Source organism: Enterobacter sp. MGH 37 (genome assembly GCF_000534515.1).
Taxonomy (GTDB): Bacteria; Pseudomonadota; Gammaproteobacteria; order Enterobacterales; family Enterobacteriaceae; genus Enterobacter; species Enterobacter kobei.
This window is the reverse complement of record NZ_KI973206.1, coordinates 1,417,957-1,434,761: the sequence shown is the minus strand read 5'-3', so window position 1 is coordinate 1,434,761 and position 16,805 is coordinate 1,417,957. Positions and strand designations below refer to the sequence as shown.

The following is a 16,805-nucleotide window of genomic DNA, read 5'->3' as shown; positions in this document are numbered from 1 at the left end:
ATTGTTGAATACAGTAAAATTGAAACAGAGAGAAACGGGAAGGAGAAGTGAAGTGGTGCTGATACCCAGAGTCGAACTGGGGACCTCACCCTTACCAAGGGTGCGCTCTACCAACTGAGCCATATCAGCACGTATTGGAGCGGGCAGCGGGAATCGAACCCGCATCATCAGCTTGGAAGGCTGAGGTAATAGCCATTATACGATGCCCGCATCCTGAAACTCGGCTACCCAGTTCTTTCTGTAACAAAAAAAGAGATTTCTCTCTTTTTCAGTTTGAGCTGGCTAATTTTTCCAACCAGCTCCGGCGGCATTTACGCTGCCAGAAAGTGGTGGTGGGGGAAGGATTCGAACCTTCGAAGTCTGTGACGGCAGATTTACAGTCTGCTCCCTTTGGCCGCTCGGGAACCCCACCGGACTTGATGGTGCCGACTACCGGAATCGAACTGGTGACCTACTGATTACAAGTCAGTTGCTCTACCTACTGAGCTAAGTCGGCATCAAGTAGCGCGCATTCTATGGATACCTGCGCGGTCATGCAACTAAAAATTTGCATAAAACGTTCTTTCGCTCACATTTTATGCGAACAGCATACTAAGCGCTGTAAAAGTAGTCATTCGCGGTCAAATAATCAACATGCAAGGGTCGTTTGCACGGGATACACCGTAGCGTGACGGCTTCCGCGTAACGTAGCGCTTTCCATCTTTTTTCTTATTATTCCTGCCATCTGGTGTTAACCTCCTGCCCATTGTCCAAAATTAACTGTGTGATGAGCCACGATCCGGCAGTATTGAGCTGGCTCACTGAAGCATGCTTATGAGCAAAAAAGAGCAAACGTTAATGACGCCTTATCTTCACTTTAACCGCAGCCAGTGGGCTGCCCTGCGTGATTCCGTCCCTATGACGCTGACGGAAGGTGAAATCGCACGGTTAAAAGGGATAAACGAAGATCTGTCCCTGGAAGAGGTGGCAGAAATTTATCTCCCCCTTTCTCGCTTGCTTAACTTCTATATCAGCTCCAACCTGCGCCGTCAGGCGGTACTGGAGCAGTTCCTCGGAACGAACGGTCAGCGCATTCCTTATATCATCAGCATTGCGGGCAGCGTGGCCGTGGGTAAAAGCACCACCGCGCGCGTATTGCAGGCGCTGTTGAGCCGCTGGCCTGAACACCGCAGCGTTGAGTTAATTACCACCGACGGCTTCCTGCACCCGAACGAAGTATTAAAAGAACGCGGGCTAATGAAGAAGAAGGGCTTCCCGCTCTCTTATGATATGCACCGTCTGGTGAAATTTGTCTCTGACCTGAAATCCGGGGTGCCTCACGTCACGGCACCGGTCTATTCACACCTGATTTACGATCGTATTCCGGATGGGGATAAAACGGTGGTCCAGCCGGATATCCTGATCCTGGAAGGGTTAAACGTCCTGCAGAGCGGGATGGATTATCCTCATGATCCACATCATGTGTTCGTTTCAGACTTCGTCGATTTCTCTATATATGTTGATGCGCCGGAAGATCTTCTCCAGAGCTGGTACATCAACCGCTTCCTGAAGTTCCGGGAAGGCGCGTTCACCGATCCTGACTCTTACTTCCATAACTATGCGCAGCTGTCAAAAGAAGAGGCCATTAAGGTGGCGACGGGGCTGTGGAATGAGATCAACTACGTGAACCTGAAAGAGAACATCCTGCCGACGCGCGAACGCGCAAGTCTGATCCTCACCAAGAGCGAGAAGCACGCAGTCGACCAGATTCGCTTGCGGAAATAATTGCGCAGACATAAAAAACCGGCTTAACGCCGGTTTTTTTCTTTATGCATGTGGCTTCTCGCCATTTTCATCCTGATCGACCGCGAAACAGGCGACCAGTTGACCACCATAATCCTTCAGCTGCGGCTGCAGCTGCGTGCAGGGACCAAAGCGGCGACTGCAGCGGGCGTTAAATGCACACCCAGGAGGCGGATTCAGCGGGCTTGGCAACTCACCCGTCAGCTTAATACGCTCACGGCGATCGTCCGGGTTGAGACGCGGCGTCGCAGACAGCAGGGCCTGGGTATACGGGTGACGCGGGTTAGTAAAGATCTGGTCTTTGCTCCCCTTCTCCACGCAGCGCCCCAGGTACATCACCATCACTTCATCCGCAATGTGTTCGACAACCGACAGATCGTGGGAGATGAACACGTAAGAGAGTCCCAGTTCCTGCTGGAGATCCATCATCAGGTTCAGCACCTGCGCACGCACGGAAACGTCGAGCGCGGAGACGGGCTCATCGGCAATCACCACGTCCGGGTCGAGCATCAGGCCGCGGGCGATGGCAATACGCTGACGCTGGCCGCCGGAGAACATATGCGGGTAGCGGTCATAATGCTCGGTTTTCAGGCCGACCTTCGCCATCATCGCCAGCGCTTTTTCGCGGCGCTGCTCTTTGCTCAGATTACTGTTAATGAGCAGCGGCTCTTCCAGAATCTGTCCCACTTTTTTACGCGGGTTCAGAGAACCGTACGGGTTCTGGAACACAATCTGGATTTTCTGGCGACGCAACTTCTGCGCCTGAGGATCGTGTTTGAGCAGATCCTGCCCCTGATAATAAAGTTCACCGCCGGTCGGGACTTCAATCATCGTCAACAGACGGCCCAGCGTAGATTTACCACAGCCCGACTCCCCAACCACCGCCAGCGTTTTGCCGCGTTCGAGGGTAAAGGAGACGCCGTCCAGCGCTTTCACCAGGCGCTCAGGGGCAAAAATCCCCTTCTTCACCGGGTAGTGTTTTTTCAGGTCGATGGCCTGCAACAGCGGTTGTTGCGTGGTGGCCTGTTGCGTACTCATAGTGTTGGCCTCCCGGCATCATCGAGTGGGTAGTGGCATTTCGACTGACGGCCGTCAGCAAGCAGGTTCAGCTCTGGCTCCTCCGCCCGGCATTTGTCCGTCGCATACGGACAGCGCGGGTTAAGCAGACAGCCCTGCGGACGGTCATATTTACCCGGCACCACACCCGGCAGTGACGCCAGGCGCGCTTTATCCTGGGCAAACTCCGGCAGCGCACGCAGCAGAGCCTGCGTATAAGGGTGACGCGGTGCGCGGAAGATATCGTGCGAACTTCCGGTCTCGACGACCTGGCCTGCATACATCACGATGATTTTGTGCGCCGCTTCGGCCACCAGCGCCAGGTCATGCGTAATCAGGACCAGCGCCATATTTTCCTGCTGCTGCAACTCCAGCAGCAGTTCGATGATTTGCGCCTGAATGGTCACGTCCAGCGCCGTCGTCGGTTCATCCGCAATCAGCAGTTTTGGCCGACAGGCAATCGCCATCGCGATCATCACGCGCTGGCTCATCCCGCCAGAGAGCTGGTGCGGGTAGACGTCCAGACGCGATGCCGGGTCAGGAATACCCACCTGATTCAGCAGATCGATCGCGCGCTGGCGACGGGTTTTCTTATTACCGCCCTGGTGCACCTTTATCGCTTCCATAATCTGGAAGCCGACGGTGTAACACGGGTTCAGGCTGGTCATCGGGTCCTGGAAAATCATCGCCACTTCCGCGCCCACCAGCTGGCGGCGCTGTTTTTCGGAAATGCGCTTCAGATCCTGACCATTGAACTGCAGGTTTTCCGCCATCACGCGGCCGGGATAATCGATAAGCCCCATAATCGCCAGTGAGCTCACCGACTTACCGGAACCGGATTCCCCGACAATACCCACCACTTCGCCCTGATTTACGCTGTAGCTGATGCGGTCCACGGCGCGAAACTCAGTGCCAACGTCTCCGAAGTGCACCGATAATTGATCTACATTTAATAACGCCATCTCGTGCCTCTTACTGCTTCAGTTTGGGATCAAGCGCATCACGCAGGCCGTCACCCATCAGGTTAAATGCCAGCACCGTCAGCAGGATTGCCAGACCCGGGAAGGTGACAACCCACCAGGCGCTTTGTGCGAACTGCAACACGTCGGAGAGCATCGTGCCCCACTCCGGTGTTGGCGGCTGCGCACCCATGCCCAGGAAGCCAAGAGCGGCCATATCAAGAATGGCGTTTGAGAAACCGAGCGACGCCTGAACAATCAACGGCGCAAGGCAGTTCGGGAAGATATTGACGAACATCTGGCGCATCGCCCCCGCCCCCGCCACGCGAGACGCGGTGACGTAGTCGCGGTTCACTTCCACCAGCACCGCCGCACGGGTTAAACGCACGTAGTGAGGAAGCGCCACGAAGGTCAACGCCAGCGCGGCGTTACCGATAGACGGACCGAAGATCGCCACCAGCACCAGCGCCAGCAGCAGGCTTGGCAGCGCCAGCATGATGTCGACAACACGCATAATGATGTTATCGACGATGCCGCCGAAGTAACCCGCCACCAGACCAAGCACAATCCCCATAATCAGGGACAGCACCACCACCAGGCAGCCAACCAGCAGCGACAGACGCGCGCCGTACATCAGACGCGAAAGCACATCGCGGCCTACATCATCGGTACCCAGCAGGTGCGCCAGGCTACCGCCATCCTGCCACGCAGGAGGTGCAAGCAGCGCATCGCGGAACTGATCCGCAGGGTTATAAGGTGCGAGGAAGTTCGCAAACACCGCAATCAGGATCATGATTGCGACATACACCAGCCCTACTACCGCACCTTTATTGCGCTTGAAGTAGTGCCAGAACTCCTGCAGCGGTGTCATTGGAACCGGTGCAGCAACCACTTTGTTTTCAGAAACGTGTGACATGATGGCCCCTTACTTCTTATGACGAATACGCGGGTTCACCACGCCGTACAGCAAATCGACCAGCAGGTTGACGAGGATAATCATCGTCGCGACCAGCAGCACCCCGCCCTGCACGACCGGATAGTCACGGCGTTGCAGCGCATCAATCAGCCAGCGTCCGAGGCCGGGCCAGGAGAAGATGGTTTCGGTCAGGATCGCCCCTGCCAGCAGCGTACCCACCTGAAGACCAATAACGGTCACCACCGGCAGCATGGCGTTACGCAGCGCATGTACGATGATGACGCGCATACGGGTTAACCCTTTGGCGCGTGCGGTACGGATGTAATCTTCGCCCAGCACTTCCAGCATGGAGGAACGGGTCATACGCACAATCACCGCCAGAGGGATGGTGCCCAGCACCATGGCTGGCAGGATCATATGCGCGACGGCATCGATGAAGTTACCCTCTTCACCCCAGATAGCCGTATCAATCAGCATAAAGCCGGTCAACGGATTGGTGTCGTCGAGGAAAACCATATCGCTGACGCGCCCGGAGACGGGCGTCAGGTTAAGCTGCACCGAAACCAGCATAATCAGCATCATGCCCCACCAGAAGATAGGCATGGAGTAGCCGGTCAGCGCCAGGCCAACAGCGGTGTGGTCGAAAATTGAGCCACGTTTAACGGCAGCCAGTACCCCAACTGGAATACCCACCGCAGTGGCGAAAATCATGGCGCAGACGCCAAGCTCCAGTGTCGCTTTAAAACGCGGCACGAACTCGTCCCACACCGGAAGACGGCTTTTTAGCGAAATCCCTAAGTCACCGTGCAACACGCCCCAGATATAATGGAGGTACTGCTGCCACATCGGCTTATCGAGGCCGAGTTCAGCCAGAAGCTGCGCATGACGTTCAGGGGAGATACCACGCTCGCCCGCCATAATCATTACCGGGTCGCCGGGGATCATATGGACGAAGGCAAAAGTGAGAAGGGTGATACCGATAAACGTCGGGATAACAAGTCCCAGACGTCGGAGGATGAACTGCAACATAACCCGGATTCTCTCTGATGACGCACGACCAGTGGCGTGACGTCTGTATTGCTCACAAATCTTATCCCCTCTCCTTTCAGAGAGGAAATAAAGCACTGCTGCCGGGTGGCGCTACGCTTACCCGGCCTACATACCGTAGGCCAGTGCAAGCGCAACGCCGCCTGGCGTTGCTTTTAATTATTCAACCGATACGTTTTCGAAGTGGTGTTTGCCCAGTGGATCAACCACATAGCCCTTCACTTCTTTACGCACTGGCTCATACACGGTGGAGTGAGCAACAATCAGCGCCGGAGCCTGATCGTGCATAACAACCTGCGCTTGCTTGTACAGCTCAATACGTTTGTTGTGATCGTCGGTCGCACGCGCCGGCTGGATCAGGTCTTCAAACGGCTTGTAGCACCAGCGAGAGTAGTTAGAACCGTCTTTCGCCGCCGCGCAGCTGAACAGGGTAGCGAAGAAGTTGTCCGGATCCCCGTTGTCACCGGTCCAGCCCATCATCACCGCCTGGTGCTCACCCGCTTTGGCGCGCTTCAGGTACTCGCCCCACTCGTAGGTCACGATCTTGGCCTGTACACCAACTTTCGCCCAGTCAGCCTGAACCATTTCCGCCATACGGCGTGCGTTCGGGTTGTACGGACGCTGTACCGGCATCGCCCACAGCTCAACGGTGAAGCCTTTATCCTGGCCCGCTTCTTTCAGCAGCGCTTTCGCTTTCTCAGGATCGTAGCTGTAGTCTTTAACGTCATCGTTATAGCCCCACATAGTTGGTGGGATCAGGTTCTTGGCTGCAACGCCTGCGCCCTGGTAAACGGCTTTGATGATCGCTTCTTTGTTCACCGCGTAGGTCAGCGCCTGACGCACTTTCACGTCATCAAACGGTTTCTTCTCGGTGTTGAAGGAGAGGTAGCCCACGTTCAGGCCCGCCTGTTCCAGCAGGTTAATGTTCTTATCCTGCTTCATGCGCGCGATGTCAGCCGGGTTCGGGTATGGCATCACCTGGCATTCGTTTTTCTGCAGTTTTGCATAACGCACGGACGCATCAGGCGTGATGGAGAAGACCAGACGGTCGATCTGCGGCTTGGTGCCCCAGTAGCCCGGGAAGGCTTTATACAGAATACGGGAATCTTTCTGGTACTGCAGCAGCTGGAACGGGCCGGTACCGATTGGGTTCAGGTCCACTTTCTCAGGCGTGCCGGCTTTCAGCATGTTGTCCGCATACTCTTTAGAGAGAATAGAGGCGAAGTCCATGGCCAGGTCAGCCAGGAATGGCGCTTCCGGACGCGTCAGCACGAACTGCACGGTTTTATCGTCCACTTTTTTCACTTCTGAGATCAGGTCAGGCAGCCCCATCCCTTCGAAGTACTCATAGCTGCCGCCCGACACTTTGTGGTACGGGTTCTGGGCATTTTTCTGACGGTCGAAGGAGAACACAACGTCGTCGGCGTTAAAGTCACGCGTTGGTTTAAATTCTTTGCTGTCCTGCCACTTCACGCCCTGACGCAGGTGGAAGGTATAGGTCTTACCGTCTTCGCTGACGTCCCACTTCTCAGCCAGACCCGGAATCACTTCGGTGGTGCCGGTTTTGAATTCAACCAGACGGTTATAGATCGGTACAGAGCTTGCGTCGTACGTCGTGCCAGAGGTAAAGAGCTGTGGGTTAAAGCCTTCCGGCGAGCCTTCAGAACAGTAAACCAGGGTTTTTGCCTGTACGCTTGCTGCCACGGTCATAGCCACCAGGCTCAGACCAAGCTTCAGCATCCCTGACTTCTTCAAGGAAATACTCATTATTCTGCTCCAATGTGATGTTTTGCTTTGTTGTGTTACGCCGCCAGACCTTTATTTATTTTTTACCCGGTCCGGTCGGTGGTGCCCGAAGGCAGTAAAGGGATGGAGAATCCTTTCAGAAGAGCGTTTGAGTTGCAGCGCAGATCGTCCCTGAAATGCCCCTCATGCCCTACAATCTGTCAACAGAATGTGAAAACGTCAATACAGGTGACGGGGATTTACGTGGAGTGTGAGAAACCGCAAACAAAGATTAAAAAAACTATGTATGCCAGTTTTCAGCAGGGAAATTTATGCTACTCGCCATCTTGCAGCACAAATATCTTCATATTTCGCAACAATCAGTGATTAACTTTTATTCAGAATGGGTAAATTTTCTTGCAGAATGGTGATTATCTGAGCACTAAATACCGCGAACGTTAAAACGCACAGCGAAAAATGCTGAGGTTATCCATAAGCAACGCGAAAAAAGATCAATCTATATATAAAAAAATACAATGGATTATGTCACAAAATCGTTAACAGGCAGGGAGAAGCCAGGATAAGGGGCGTTTTGGTGACTCTGGCGGGCTAAGGTCATAATGCAAAAAGGGCTAACCTTGCGGTTAGCCCTTTTCAGAATGTGGTCGGCGAGAGAGGATTCGAACCTCCGACCCACTGGTCCCAAACCAGTTGCGCTACCAAGCTGCGCTACTCGCCGAATGCGGAGCGCATCTTACTGCTGAGGTGCGCCCCCGTCAATCCCTTATTTTCAAAAAGCCATTCAACTGGCGATATTCTCGCCAGAGCAGCTACTGCGCGGCTTTTGCGGTGCTATCAGGGAGTTTACACCAGTTGTTGTTTTCGTTAATTCCACCATTTGGTGAGGTATAGCCGAGACAACCCATAATGGTGTCGTACAGTTCAACGTGGCGACGTGGCACCTTCATCTCCGCCTCTTTTTTCAGATGAGCAAACATTGCAGCTTTGTCAGGGTTTTCCAGATACTTATCCGACATCCACATAATCATCGGCACGCGGAACTGCTCCGGCGGTGCCAGCTTGCGCGGTGTACCGTGCAAATGCTCTTTCTCATTGATGGATTCACCGTGATCTGCCGCATAGATAACAATCGCTTTCTTGTCGCGCAGCTGGTCAATCACGCGGCTCAGGAAGGTATCAACATACAGTACCGAGTTATCGTAGGCATTGATCAGTTCCTGCTTGCTGCAGTCTTTATTAATACCGACGCACTCAGGTTGCCACTTTGCAAAGTCGCGCGTGTAACGTTGGTAATAGCTGTAATGTGACCCTTTTGTATGCAGAATGACGAGATGTTTGCCCTGCGGATGATTCTTCAGAGACTCAGACATCTCCTCAAGCAGCAGCATATCGTCGACGTTTTTACCGCGGTTGCGGGGCTCGGCGCCAATCTGCTCACGGTACGCGATGTTATCCGCCAGCGTATTGGTGTAGAACCACATCTCACTTTGCATAGCGAAGAGATCGGAGCTAAAACCAAGCTGCTTCAGCACAGCAAACACGTTTTGCTCTTTCAGCGTGCGTTGTGGGTTATCACTCGCACCGCCTTCACGCACAAACATACAGCGCAATGAGAGCTTCGTCGCGGTATCGCAAGAGTAGCCGCGATAGGCCACCAGGTTCTTTTCCTGAGCCAGTTTTGGTGTGGTATCACGGTCGTAACCGAGAATACCCATATGATCCCAGCGTGTTGTTTCACCGATAACAAACACGACGTAAGTATCATCCAGTCCGTCAGCAGGTGCCTGATAGGTGAATTTTTTTGTCGGGTTAATCAGCGATTTCACATCACTCGATTCGTCCGCCTGTGCCCAGGCATAAAGACCTAATGCCGAGAGCCAGTTAGACGGCAGATAAGAGTTAGCCACTACACCACCGTAGCTTGGCATATCAACGCCCGTCGCTTTTTCAATTCGTTTTTGCTGTTTTTCCATTAAGCGAATAGGCGCCCATACCAGCAGTCCGGCCAGCAAAACGACAACGATATTGCGTACCCGCTGTCCGCGCGTACGCAACTGGCGTAATAAGGTATAGCGGCAGGTATTACTCCAGATAAAGAAGAGCGGGATCAGGCAGGTTAACACCGTCCAGACGATAAAGCCTTTACCGACCACCTCTTTTGAAAGATCGATATCCGTGGTCATCACCGACGCCACGATACCGTACCCGATGACGACGTTCATGAACGTCATGTAATAGCTTGCGGCGGCAGAGATAATCACCACCAGCGAGGCCAGAATTTGCCAGGTACGTCGGCCAAAAAGTGAGAGCAGGCGTAACAGGAAGAAGGTTGCCAGAACGGAACCAAACACTTCAATCGCGGCAAAAATTCCATTTCTTACGGTGAGGTGTTCAAAATAACCTTCCACTCTTCTGAACAGCACCGCGCCATTCAGAAACAAACCGATATAGACAGCCAGCATCAGACACAATCGTTGCTGGGTAAGAGACCTAATATATTTCATGCAAACAACCCTGGGGGAAGGGGTATAAAGACCCGCCGAATCTCATCGAGAAAGCAGACAGAGTAAGTTGGTGCGAGAGAAACCGTTATCAGAAAGGTCCACAAGCGCGATAAGTAGACCACAGCGGGAAAGAAAAGTGGCAGCAGAGAATGTGATCGATGAAGATTTTTACAAAATAACAAGTCCGAAAGCAATGCAGAGATAAAAAAGAGGCCCTGCGGCCTCTCTTCATTAAATCAGGCATGCGCTTCTTTATAGACTTCACGCTGCGGCTGACGAATCGTCGTGGACAGTGCCAGCGAAATAATCAGCAAAGCAAATATCACGCAGAAGGTCACGTAGAACCCGCCGAACAGCGAGGCAATCAGCGAGCCGCAGATACTGCCGATCCCAAAGCCGAGATAGATAACCCCGTAGTTTTTCGCCAGGTTATTCAGCCCAAAGAACTCGCTTACCAGCGACGGGAAGACGGTAATGGTGCCGCCAAAGTTAAAGGCCACGCAGGCAATTGCTGCAAAGAATGTCGCTTCATTCAGCGGGGCGAACAGTAACGCCGCCATCCCCACCAGAGAGACCACCTGCCCTATCGTAATGACGCGGATACGGGCAATCTTGTCGGACAAGATCCCCAGCACCAGGCGACCAGACAGGTTGGCGATGGAAATAACCGTCACCGCATTCGCCGCGGTTGCCGCATCCAGTTTCACCATTCCCTGGGCGATATCTTTCGCCACGCCAATGACGTACAGACCGCTCATGCAGGCCGTCAGGAACATCACCGCCAGCATCCAGTACTGCGGTTTGCGCATGGACTGCGCCAGCGTAAAGTCGTTCTCCACCACGCCGTTAACGGATTTCACTTCCTGCTGCGGGGCATCTTTCATCAGCGTGGCACCGAACAGAATCATCACCAGCACGATGGCACCCCAGATCATGAAGGTCTTTTCGAGGCCAACGGACGCCAGAAGATGGGCATCAATAAACTTAAAGCCGAGGCTGCCCAGGCCATAAGAACCAATGGCAAAGGCGGAGATTAACCCCTTACGCTCCGGGAACCACTTCACGCAGTTCGACAGCGTCAGCAGATAGCCCGCACCGTCTGCCAGGCCCACCAGGACGCCAGCACTCAGCCACAGCATCATCAGGTTGCTGGAATGCGCCGTCAGGAAGAAGCCCAGACCGAGCAAAATGCCGGACGCCATGGTCACGCGCTTCACGCCAAAACGCTCCTGCAGCTTGCCCGCGACGGAAGACGAGATCGCCAGCCCAAGACTCAGCAGACCAAAAGAAAACGCCACCTGGCTGACCGGTGCGCCAAGTTTGTCGGAAAGCGCACTGTTAAACAGACTCCAGGTATAGACCGATCCCAGCGCGAACTGGGTGACGATGGTGCCAAAGAGCGTGAGCCAGCGCGTACGGTTATAAGTTGATGTGTTCATGGCCGTTGTCCTGCAACAGAAATTAGAAGAATTCGCTGAGGACAACGATAAACAAAACCCTAGCGGTGATGGGGTAAAACGGCATGAAATGCAGGAGGAACGGAATGAAATGCCTGGAATCGGGAATGAATGACCTTGCCGGGGAACAAAGCGACAGCAGGTTAGTACCTGCTATCGCTGTAAAGCCCGTGGTTATTGTTTCCGAGATGTTATCGCTACGTTTAAAAAAGTAACAACATTAAAAATTCGCACTCACCCCCAGGGTATAGAGAAACTCTTCACCCGTCGTGGTGCGTTCCCCCTGAGCCAGCGACGCATACGCCGCCATGTGCGTATTAAAAGGCATATCCGTTCCAACAGTGACATCCATCCAGCTACCGTTTTGAGCAGGGGCCGGCGTTTGCGGCATGCCAAACTGCGATTTCCACTGGTTTTCACCAAACTGCTGGTTATAGCTCACCTGCGCCCAGGGACGAAGATCGCCGTACTGAGTATTTACGCGCCAGCCTAGCGTGCTCACGCTGGCATGCCAGAGCGGATCGGCGAGCGTCTGCGTCGTCGCGCTATCGCCAAACTCATTGATCATCATCGGCGTCGAGCCGTCATACCGCCAGGACATCACCGGACCGGTGGTTATCCGCGCTGAAACCGGAAAATTCCAGCCCAGGCTCATCGCCGCGTCCGTGGTGGCGCCTGAAGGTACAGCCAGGGCAAGCCCAGGCAAATTTTGCGAAGACTGAATACGCTCAGCAAGAATATCTTCATAACGCGGTTGGTGATCCGCGTCCCATGTATAGCGTTCCGCCGTATTATTTTGGGCGTCTGAAACGATATATTCCTGTTGCCAGGCAGACGCTGTATGACAAAACAACAGGCAGGCTGAAATCCCCACCAGGCCAGAAACAGCATGGCGACCACTGATTTTTTTTATCATCATCAAAGCGACCCCAGAGAGAGCCGAGTTCGGCGATATTTGTCGTTATTCAGGAAGCGTTTAGCGGGCATATAGCCCTGTATTAACTATTGTCTTTATACCAGGCACGTCAAGACAGACGGAATGAAAATTTTGCGAAATCAGCATCAGTAAGGGAGATAACGGATGGAACGTTGCGGTTGGGTAAGCCAGGATCAGCTTTATATCGACTATCACGATCGGGAATGGGGCGTGCCGGAGACGGAGGGCAGAAAACTCTTTGAGATGATCTGCCTTGAGGGACAGCAGGCGGGATTGTCATGGATAACGGTACTGAAGAAACGTGAAAACTACCGCAACGCCTTCCACCAGTTCGACCCCGCCGCCGTCGCCGCCATGACCGATGAAGACGTAGAACGCCTGGTGCAGGATGCTGGCATCATCCGCCATCGCGGTAAGATCCAGGCCATCATCGGCAATGCCCGCGCTTACCTGGCGATGGAGCAAAACGGCGAGCCCTTCTCTGCGTTTGTCTGGTCGTTTGTGAATAACACGCCGCAGCTCACTCAGGCCACCTCGCTGGCGGAGATCCCGGCCTCCACGCCGGAGTCGGACGCGCTCTCTAAGGCCCTCAAAAAGCGCGGCTTTAAGTTTGTCGGCTCCACCATCTGCTACGCCTTTATGCAGGCCTGTGGCCTGGTCAATGACCATGTTACCGGCTGCTTCTGTCATCCGGGGAGGCAACATGATCCGCAAGTGGCAAAGTGACAATGCCGATCCGCTCCTGAGCCTGTGGCTTGAAAGCACCACCGAAGCGCACCCGTTCATCAGCGCAAGCTACTGGAAGGAGAACGAAGCCATGGTGCGGGAGGTCTACCTCCCTGCAGCGGAAACCTGGGTGTGGGAAGAGGACGGTACGCTGCGTGGTTTTATTAGCATTATACAGTCGCAGTTTGTGGGGGCGCTGTTCGTCAGGCCAACGTATATCGGGCAAGGTATTGGAGGCGCGCTGCTGAACCATGTTCAACAGCGCTTCCCGCATTTAAGCCTGGAGGTCTATCAGAAAAACGTCCGGGCGGTGAATTTCTATCATGCACAGGGCTTTCGCATCGAAGACAGCGCCTGGCAGGACGATACCCAGCACCCGACCTGGATTATGAGCTGGCAGGCGGATCAAACGCCGTTAAGGTAAGCTCAGGCCCCTGGTATTTCTCGGCCCAGGCCAGCGCCGTATTCCCTGCACAACCGTTCCCCAGCTTCGAGCTGGGGAGATCTTTGGTCAGCACGTTAACCGCCCCGTTTTTACAGATCCCCCCCTCGGCAGGCTCAAGATCGGGCCATGCGCCCTGGTGAATACAGATCACGCCCGGTTTAATCCCGTCGCTGACCACCGCCCCTGCCAGCACCTGACCACGATGATTCCAGACGCGCACCACATCGCCGTCCGCAATCCCGCGGGCTTTTGCGTCATGGGTATTCAGCGTGATCGGCTCTCGCCCGGCGACCGCATACTGCTCACGCAGTGAGGAGTAGTTAAGCTGGCTGTGCAGACGATGTGCGGGATGAGCAGATAACACCTGCAGCTGCTCCGGCTGGGCGTTGCCGTGCCACTCGTCCGGCTCCAGCCAGGAAGGGTGTGGCGGGCAATCGGCATAGCCAAAGCTGGCGATGCGCTCGCTGTAGATCACAATCTTGCCGCTCTCGGTTTTCAGCGGATGGTTCTCCGGGTCGCGGCGGAAATCAGCGAAACGGACGAACTGCGCGTTCTGTTCGCTTTCCGGCATTTCGATCAACTGGTTCGCTTCCCAGAACGCAGAAAATGGCGGCAGCGTTATGCCCTGCGCCGCACCGCGCTGCCCGGCGATCTGGTAAAACGTCTCCAGCCATTGCAGATCCGTTTTCCCTTCGGTAAAACGTTCGCGACCGCCCGCTTCCCACCGCTCGCTCAGTTCAGCAAACACGTCAAAATCATCACGTGCTTCATCGCGCGGCGCCACAACGCGCTTCATCGGTACCATATGCTGGTTGCTGTAATCGCCGGTCATGGTGAGATCGTTACGCTCAAACGACGTGGTCGCCGGCAGCACAATATCCGCATGTTTGGCCGAAGCGGTCCAGAAGCACTCGGAAATCACCACCAACTCCGGCTTTTGCCAGGCGCGGATCAGGCGATTGGTATCCTGATGGTGCGTGAAGTTCGCCCCGCCCGCCCACCAGATAAATTTAATATCCGGGAAATGGCGGTCCAGACCGTTGTGCTGATAAAAACCGCCCGGGTTTTCCAGGGCTTCAATGATTCGCGCCACCGGGATTTTATCCACGGCATCCACGCCGCCTGCCACCGAACCTTGCAGAGAAGCCAGCACCGCCGCTTTGCGCGTTGGGTTTCCGCCGTTGGCAAAATGATAGGAGAGACCAAAACCGCCGCCCGGCGTACCGATCTGCCCGAGCATGGCGGCAAGCGTGACCAGCATCCAGTGCTTCTGCTCGCCAAACTGCTGGCGCTGCATCCCCCAGCCGGACATTAACATCGTGGTGTTGTCATGGAATAACGCGGCCAGTTCGCGAATTTTGTCAGCAGAAACACCACAAATTCCTGCCGCCCATTCTGCGGTTTTAGCCACCCCGTCGGATTGCCCCGTGAGATAGTCGGCAAATTGGTCAAAGCCGGAGGTGCAGCGGGTGAGGAAGTCACTGTCGTGCCAGTCGTTCTCCACCAGCGTATGGGCGATACCCAGCATCATTGCCACGTCGGTGCCCATATGCGGCGCAATCCACTCGGCTCTGTCGCCGAAGAAATCCATAGTTTCAGAGCGCATCGGGTCAATGCAGATGATGCGCTTGCCGCTTTTGCGCAGCGCGTCGAAATAGCCAATGCCCTGCTCGTCACTGGCATTCCAGGCAATTTTCAACGTGTTAAGCGGGTTGGCACTCCAGAGCACCACCACATCGGTATGCGCCAGCACCAGCGGCCAACTGGTCTGCTGCTGGTAAACTTCGTTGCCGCCGACCACGTACGGCATGATCGCCTGCGCAGCGCCAGTGGAATAATCTCCCAGATGTCCGGTATAACCGCCCGCCAGGCTCATGTAACGCTGCAGCAGCGTCGACGCCTTATGCAGCACGCCGTTCGAACGCCAGCCGTAAGATCCGGCAAAAATGGACGATGGGCCGTAACGTTCGCGGATGCGCTTATGCTGGGCGTGGATCAACGCCAGCGCGTCATCCCAGCTCACGCGAACAAACTCATCCTGGCCGCGAATACCCTGCGGTTTGTCCGGCGAAGCCAGAAAACCTTTACGCACCATCGGCCAGCGCACGCGCGTTTTGCTATGCACCTGATCGCGAACGACGGTCTGTAAAGAGTTGGGATGTTGTGTTGGCAGTGCCCCGCGGGACGACAAAACATTTTCGCCATCGGTTTCGACCAGCATCGGCCCCCAGTGGGCGGCGGTCAGAATGGTTTTCGTTGAGGTGCTCAAGCGTGCGCTCCTGGTTGCGTGCAGGTTTTACGGCCTTCTTGCTGAGGCCGTTTATGGTTTGTCACAAATTTCAGAGTTATACCCGGAATTTTCTCCGTATCTGGACGTCATAATCAACTGCCACGCACGCCGTGGCAAAGAATAAAAAGGATTAAGGAAAGAAGATGAAAAAACGCGTACTCGTTATTGCCGCTCTGGTGAGCGGTGCACTGGCTGTTTCTGGCTGCACAACCAACCCTTACACCGGTGAGCGCGAAGCGGGTAAATCCGGCATCGGCGCAGGTATCGGCTCACTGGTAGGTGCAGGCGTTGGGGCACTCTCCTCCTCCAAGAAAGACCGCGGTAAAGGCGCGCTGATTGGCGCAGCGGCGGGGGCAGCACTGGGCGGCGGCGTCGGCTATTACATGGACGTGCAGGAAGCAAAACTGCGTGACAAAATGAAGGGAACCGGCGTAAGCGTGACGCGCAGCGGCGATAACATCATTCTGAACATGCCTAACAACGTGACCTTTGATAGCAGCAGCGCAACGCTGAAACCAGCGGGTGCGAACACGCTGACCGGCGTGGCGATGGTGCTGAAAGAGTACAACAAGACCGCCGTGAACGTGATTGGCTACACCGACAGCACCGGCAGCCAGGATCTGAACATGCGTCTGTCACAGCAGCGCGCGGATTCCGTTGCCAGCTCGCTGATCGCCCAGGGTGTGGAAGCGAACCGCATCCGCACCAGCGGCATGGGCCCTGCCAACCCTATCGCCAGCAACAGCACGGCGGAAGGTAAAGCGCAGAACCGTCGCGTAGAGATTACGTTGAGTCCAATTCAGTAATCGCATTTCTCCCTCTCCCGTGGGAGAGGGTTGGGGTGAGGGCACCAGACCGCACCCCAGGTAAGCGCAGCGCCACCGGGCAAATTACTTGATTCGTCCGATTTTCCCGTTAAGGTATTCTCACTAAATTCAGG

At 54.8% G+C, this 16,805-nt stretch carries 13 protein-coding genes and 5 tRNA genes; 4 read left to right on the top strand and 14 right to left on the bottom strand.

All coding sequences use genetic code 11. The annotated features are described in order from the left end of the window. Nucleotides 1–53: 53 nt before the first annotated feature. From L383_RS04495 to L383_RS04510, 4 genes are all read right to left on the bottom strand, one after another. A tRNA-Thr gene (locus L383_RS04495) sits at nt 54–129 on the bottom strand. Nucleotides 130–135: 6 nt separating this feature from the next. Beyond that, a tRNA-Gly gene (locus L383_RS04500) sits at nt 136–210 on the bottom strand. A gap of 117 nt (nt 211–327) precedes the next feature. After that, nucleotides 328–412, bottom strand: a tRNA-Tyr gene (locus L383_RS04505). Between the two features lie 8 nt (nt 413–420). Further along, nucleotides 421–496: transfer RNA gene (locus L383_RS04510), tRNA-Thr, on the bottom strand. Between the two features lie 317 nt (nt 497–813). On the opposite strand from L383_RS04510, the gene coaA reads away from it, so the two are divergent. Further along, a complete protein-coding gene (gene coaA / locus L383_RS04515) occupies nt 814–1,764 on the top strand; it encodes a type I pantothenate kinase (protein ID WP_014882061.1) in 951 nt (316 codons plus the stop codon). A 42-nt stretch (nt 1,765–1,806) separates the two neighbouring features. Here the strand turns inward: coaA and dppF are convergent, their stop codons facing one another. The 9 genes from dppF to L383_RS04560 form a co-directional block, all read right to left on the bottom strand. Then, nucleotides 1,807–2,820, bottom strand: a complete 1,014-nt coding sequence (gene dppF, locus L383_RS04520; RefSeq protein ID WP_023331759.1) for a dipeptide ABC transporter ATP-binding subunit DppF — start codon at nt 2,818–2,820, stop codon at nt 1,807–1,809. Further along, on the bottom strand, nt 2,817–3,800 hold the full coding sequence (gene dppD / locus L383_RS04525) for a dipeptide ABC transporter ATP-binding protein (protein ID WP_023331758.1): 984 nt from the start codon (nt 3,798–3,800) through the stop codon (nt 2,817–2,819). The genes dppF and dppD overlap by 4 nt, the downstream gene beginning before the upstream one ends. A gap of 10 nt (nt 3,801–3,810) precedes the next feature. Beyond that, complete coding sequence (dppC, locus tag L383_RS04530; RefSeq protein WP_014882058.1) at nt 3,811–4,713, bottom strand: dipeptide ABC transporter permease DppC; 903 nt, start codon at nt 4,711–4,713, stop codon at nt 3,811–3,813. A 9-nt stretch (nt 4,714–4,722) separates the two neighbouring features. After that, entirely contained in the window at nt 4,723–5,742 is a 1,020-nt protein-coding gene (gene dppB / locus L383_RS04535; RefSeq protein ID WP_014882057.1) for a dipeptide ABC transporter permease DppB, read from the bottom strand. A 177-nt stretch (nt 5,743–5,919) separates the two neighbouring features. Further along, nucleotides 5,920–7,527, bottom strand: a complete 1,608-nt coding sequence (dppA, locus tag L383_RS04540) for a dipeptide ABC transporter periplasmic-binding protein DppA (protein ID WP_014882056.1) — start codon at nt 7,525–7,527, stop codon at nt 5,920–5,922. A 620-nt stretch (nt 7,528–8,147) separates the two neighbouring features. Beyond that, nucleotides 8,148–8,224 (bottom strand) — tRNA-Pro (locus L383_RS04545). A gap of 91 nt (nt 8,225–8,315) precedes the next feature. Further along, nucleotides 8,316–10,010, bottom strand: a complete 1,695-nt coding sequence (eptB, locus tag L383_RS04550; RefSeq protein WP_014882055.1) for a kdo(2)-lipid A phosphoethanolamine 7''-transferase — start codon at nt 10,008–10,010, stop codon at nt 8,316–8,318. Nucleotides 10,011–10,246: 236 nt separating this feature from the next. After that, nucleotides 10,247–11,449, bottom strand: coding sequence for an L-lactate MFS transporter (locus L383_RS04555; RefSeq protein ID WP_014882054.1), 1,203 nt, complete (start codon nt 11,447–11,449; stop codon nt 10,247–10,249). A gap of 238 nt (nt 11,450–11,687) precedes the next feature. After that, nucleotides 11,688–12,386, bottom strand: coding sequence for an autotransporter domain-containing protein (locus L383_RS04560; protein ID WP_023331756.1), 699 nt, complete (start codon nt 12,384–12,386; stop codon nt 11,688–11,690). A 162-nt stretch (nt 12,387–12,548) separates the two neighbouring features. Here L383_RS04560 and tag point away from each other — a divergent pair, with 162 nt between their 5' ends. Together tag and L383_RS04570 are read left to right on the top strand one after the other, a co-directional pair. Beyond that, nucleotides 12,549–13,130: a DNA-3-methyladenine glycosylase I gene (tag, locus tag L383_RS04565; protein WP_023331755.1), complete on the top strand. Its 582-nt coding sequence runs from the start codon at nt 12,549–12,551 to the stop codon at nt 13,128–13,130. Then, nucleotides 13,108–13,554 (top strand): N-acetyltransferase, encoded by a 447-nt coding sequence (locus tag L383_RS04570; protein ID WP_014882051.1) that lies wholly within the window; start codon nt 13,108–13,110, stop codon nt 13,552–13,554. Before tag ends, L383_RS04570 begins: the two co-directional genes overlap by 23 nt. Here the strand turns inward: L383_RS04570 and L383_RS04575 are convergent. Next, complete coding sequence (locus L383_RS04575; RefSeq protein ID WP_050582653.1) at nt 13,517–15,796, bottom strand: molybdopterin guanine dinucleotide-containing S/N-oxide reductase; 2,280 nt, start codon at nt 15,794–15,796, stop codon at nt 13,517–13,519. The two genes, L383_RS04570 and L383_RS04575, sit on opposite strands and share 38 nt — an antisense overlap. 212 nt (nt 15,797–16,008) lie before the next feature. On the opposite strand from L383_RS04575, the gene L383_RS04580 reads away from it, so the two are divergent. Then, the gene (locus L383_RS04580) at nt 16,009–16,671 is read left to right on the top strand and encodes an OmpA family lipoprotein (RefSeq protein ID WP_010426241.1); all 663 of its coding nucleotides are present in this window, start codon (nt 16,009–16,011) and stop codon (nt 16,669–16,671) included. Nucleotides 16,672–16,805: the final 134 nt, after the last annotated feature.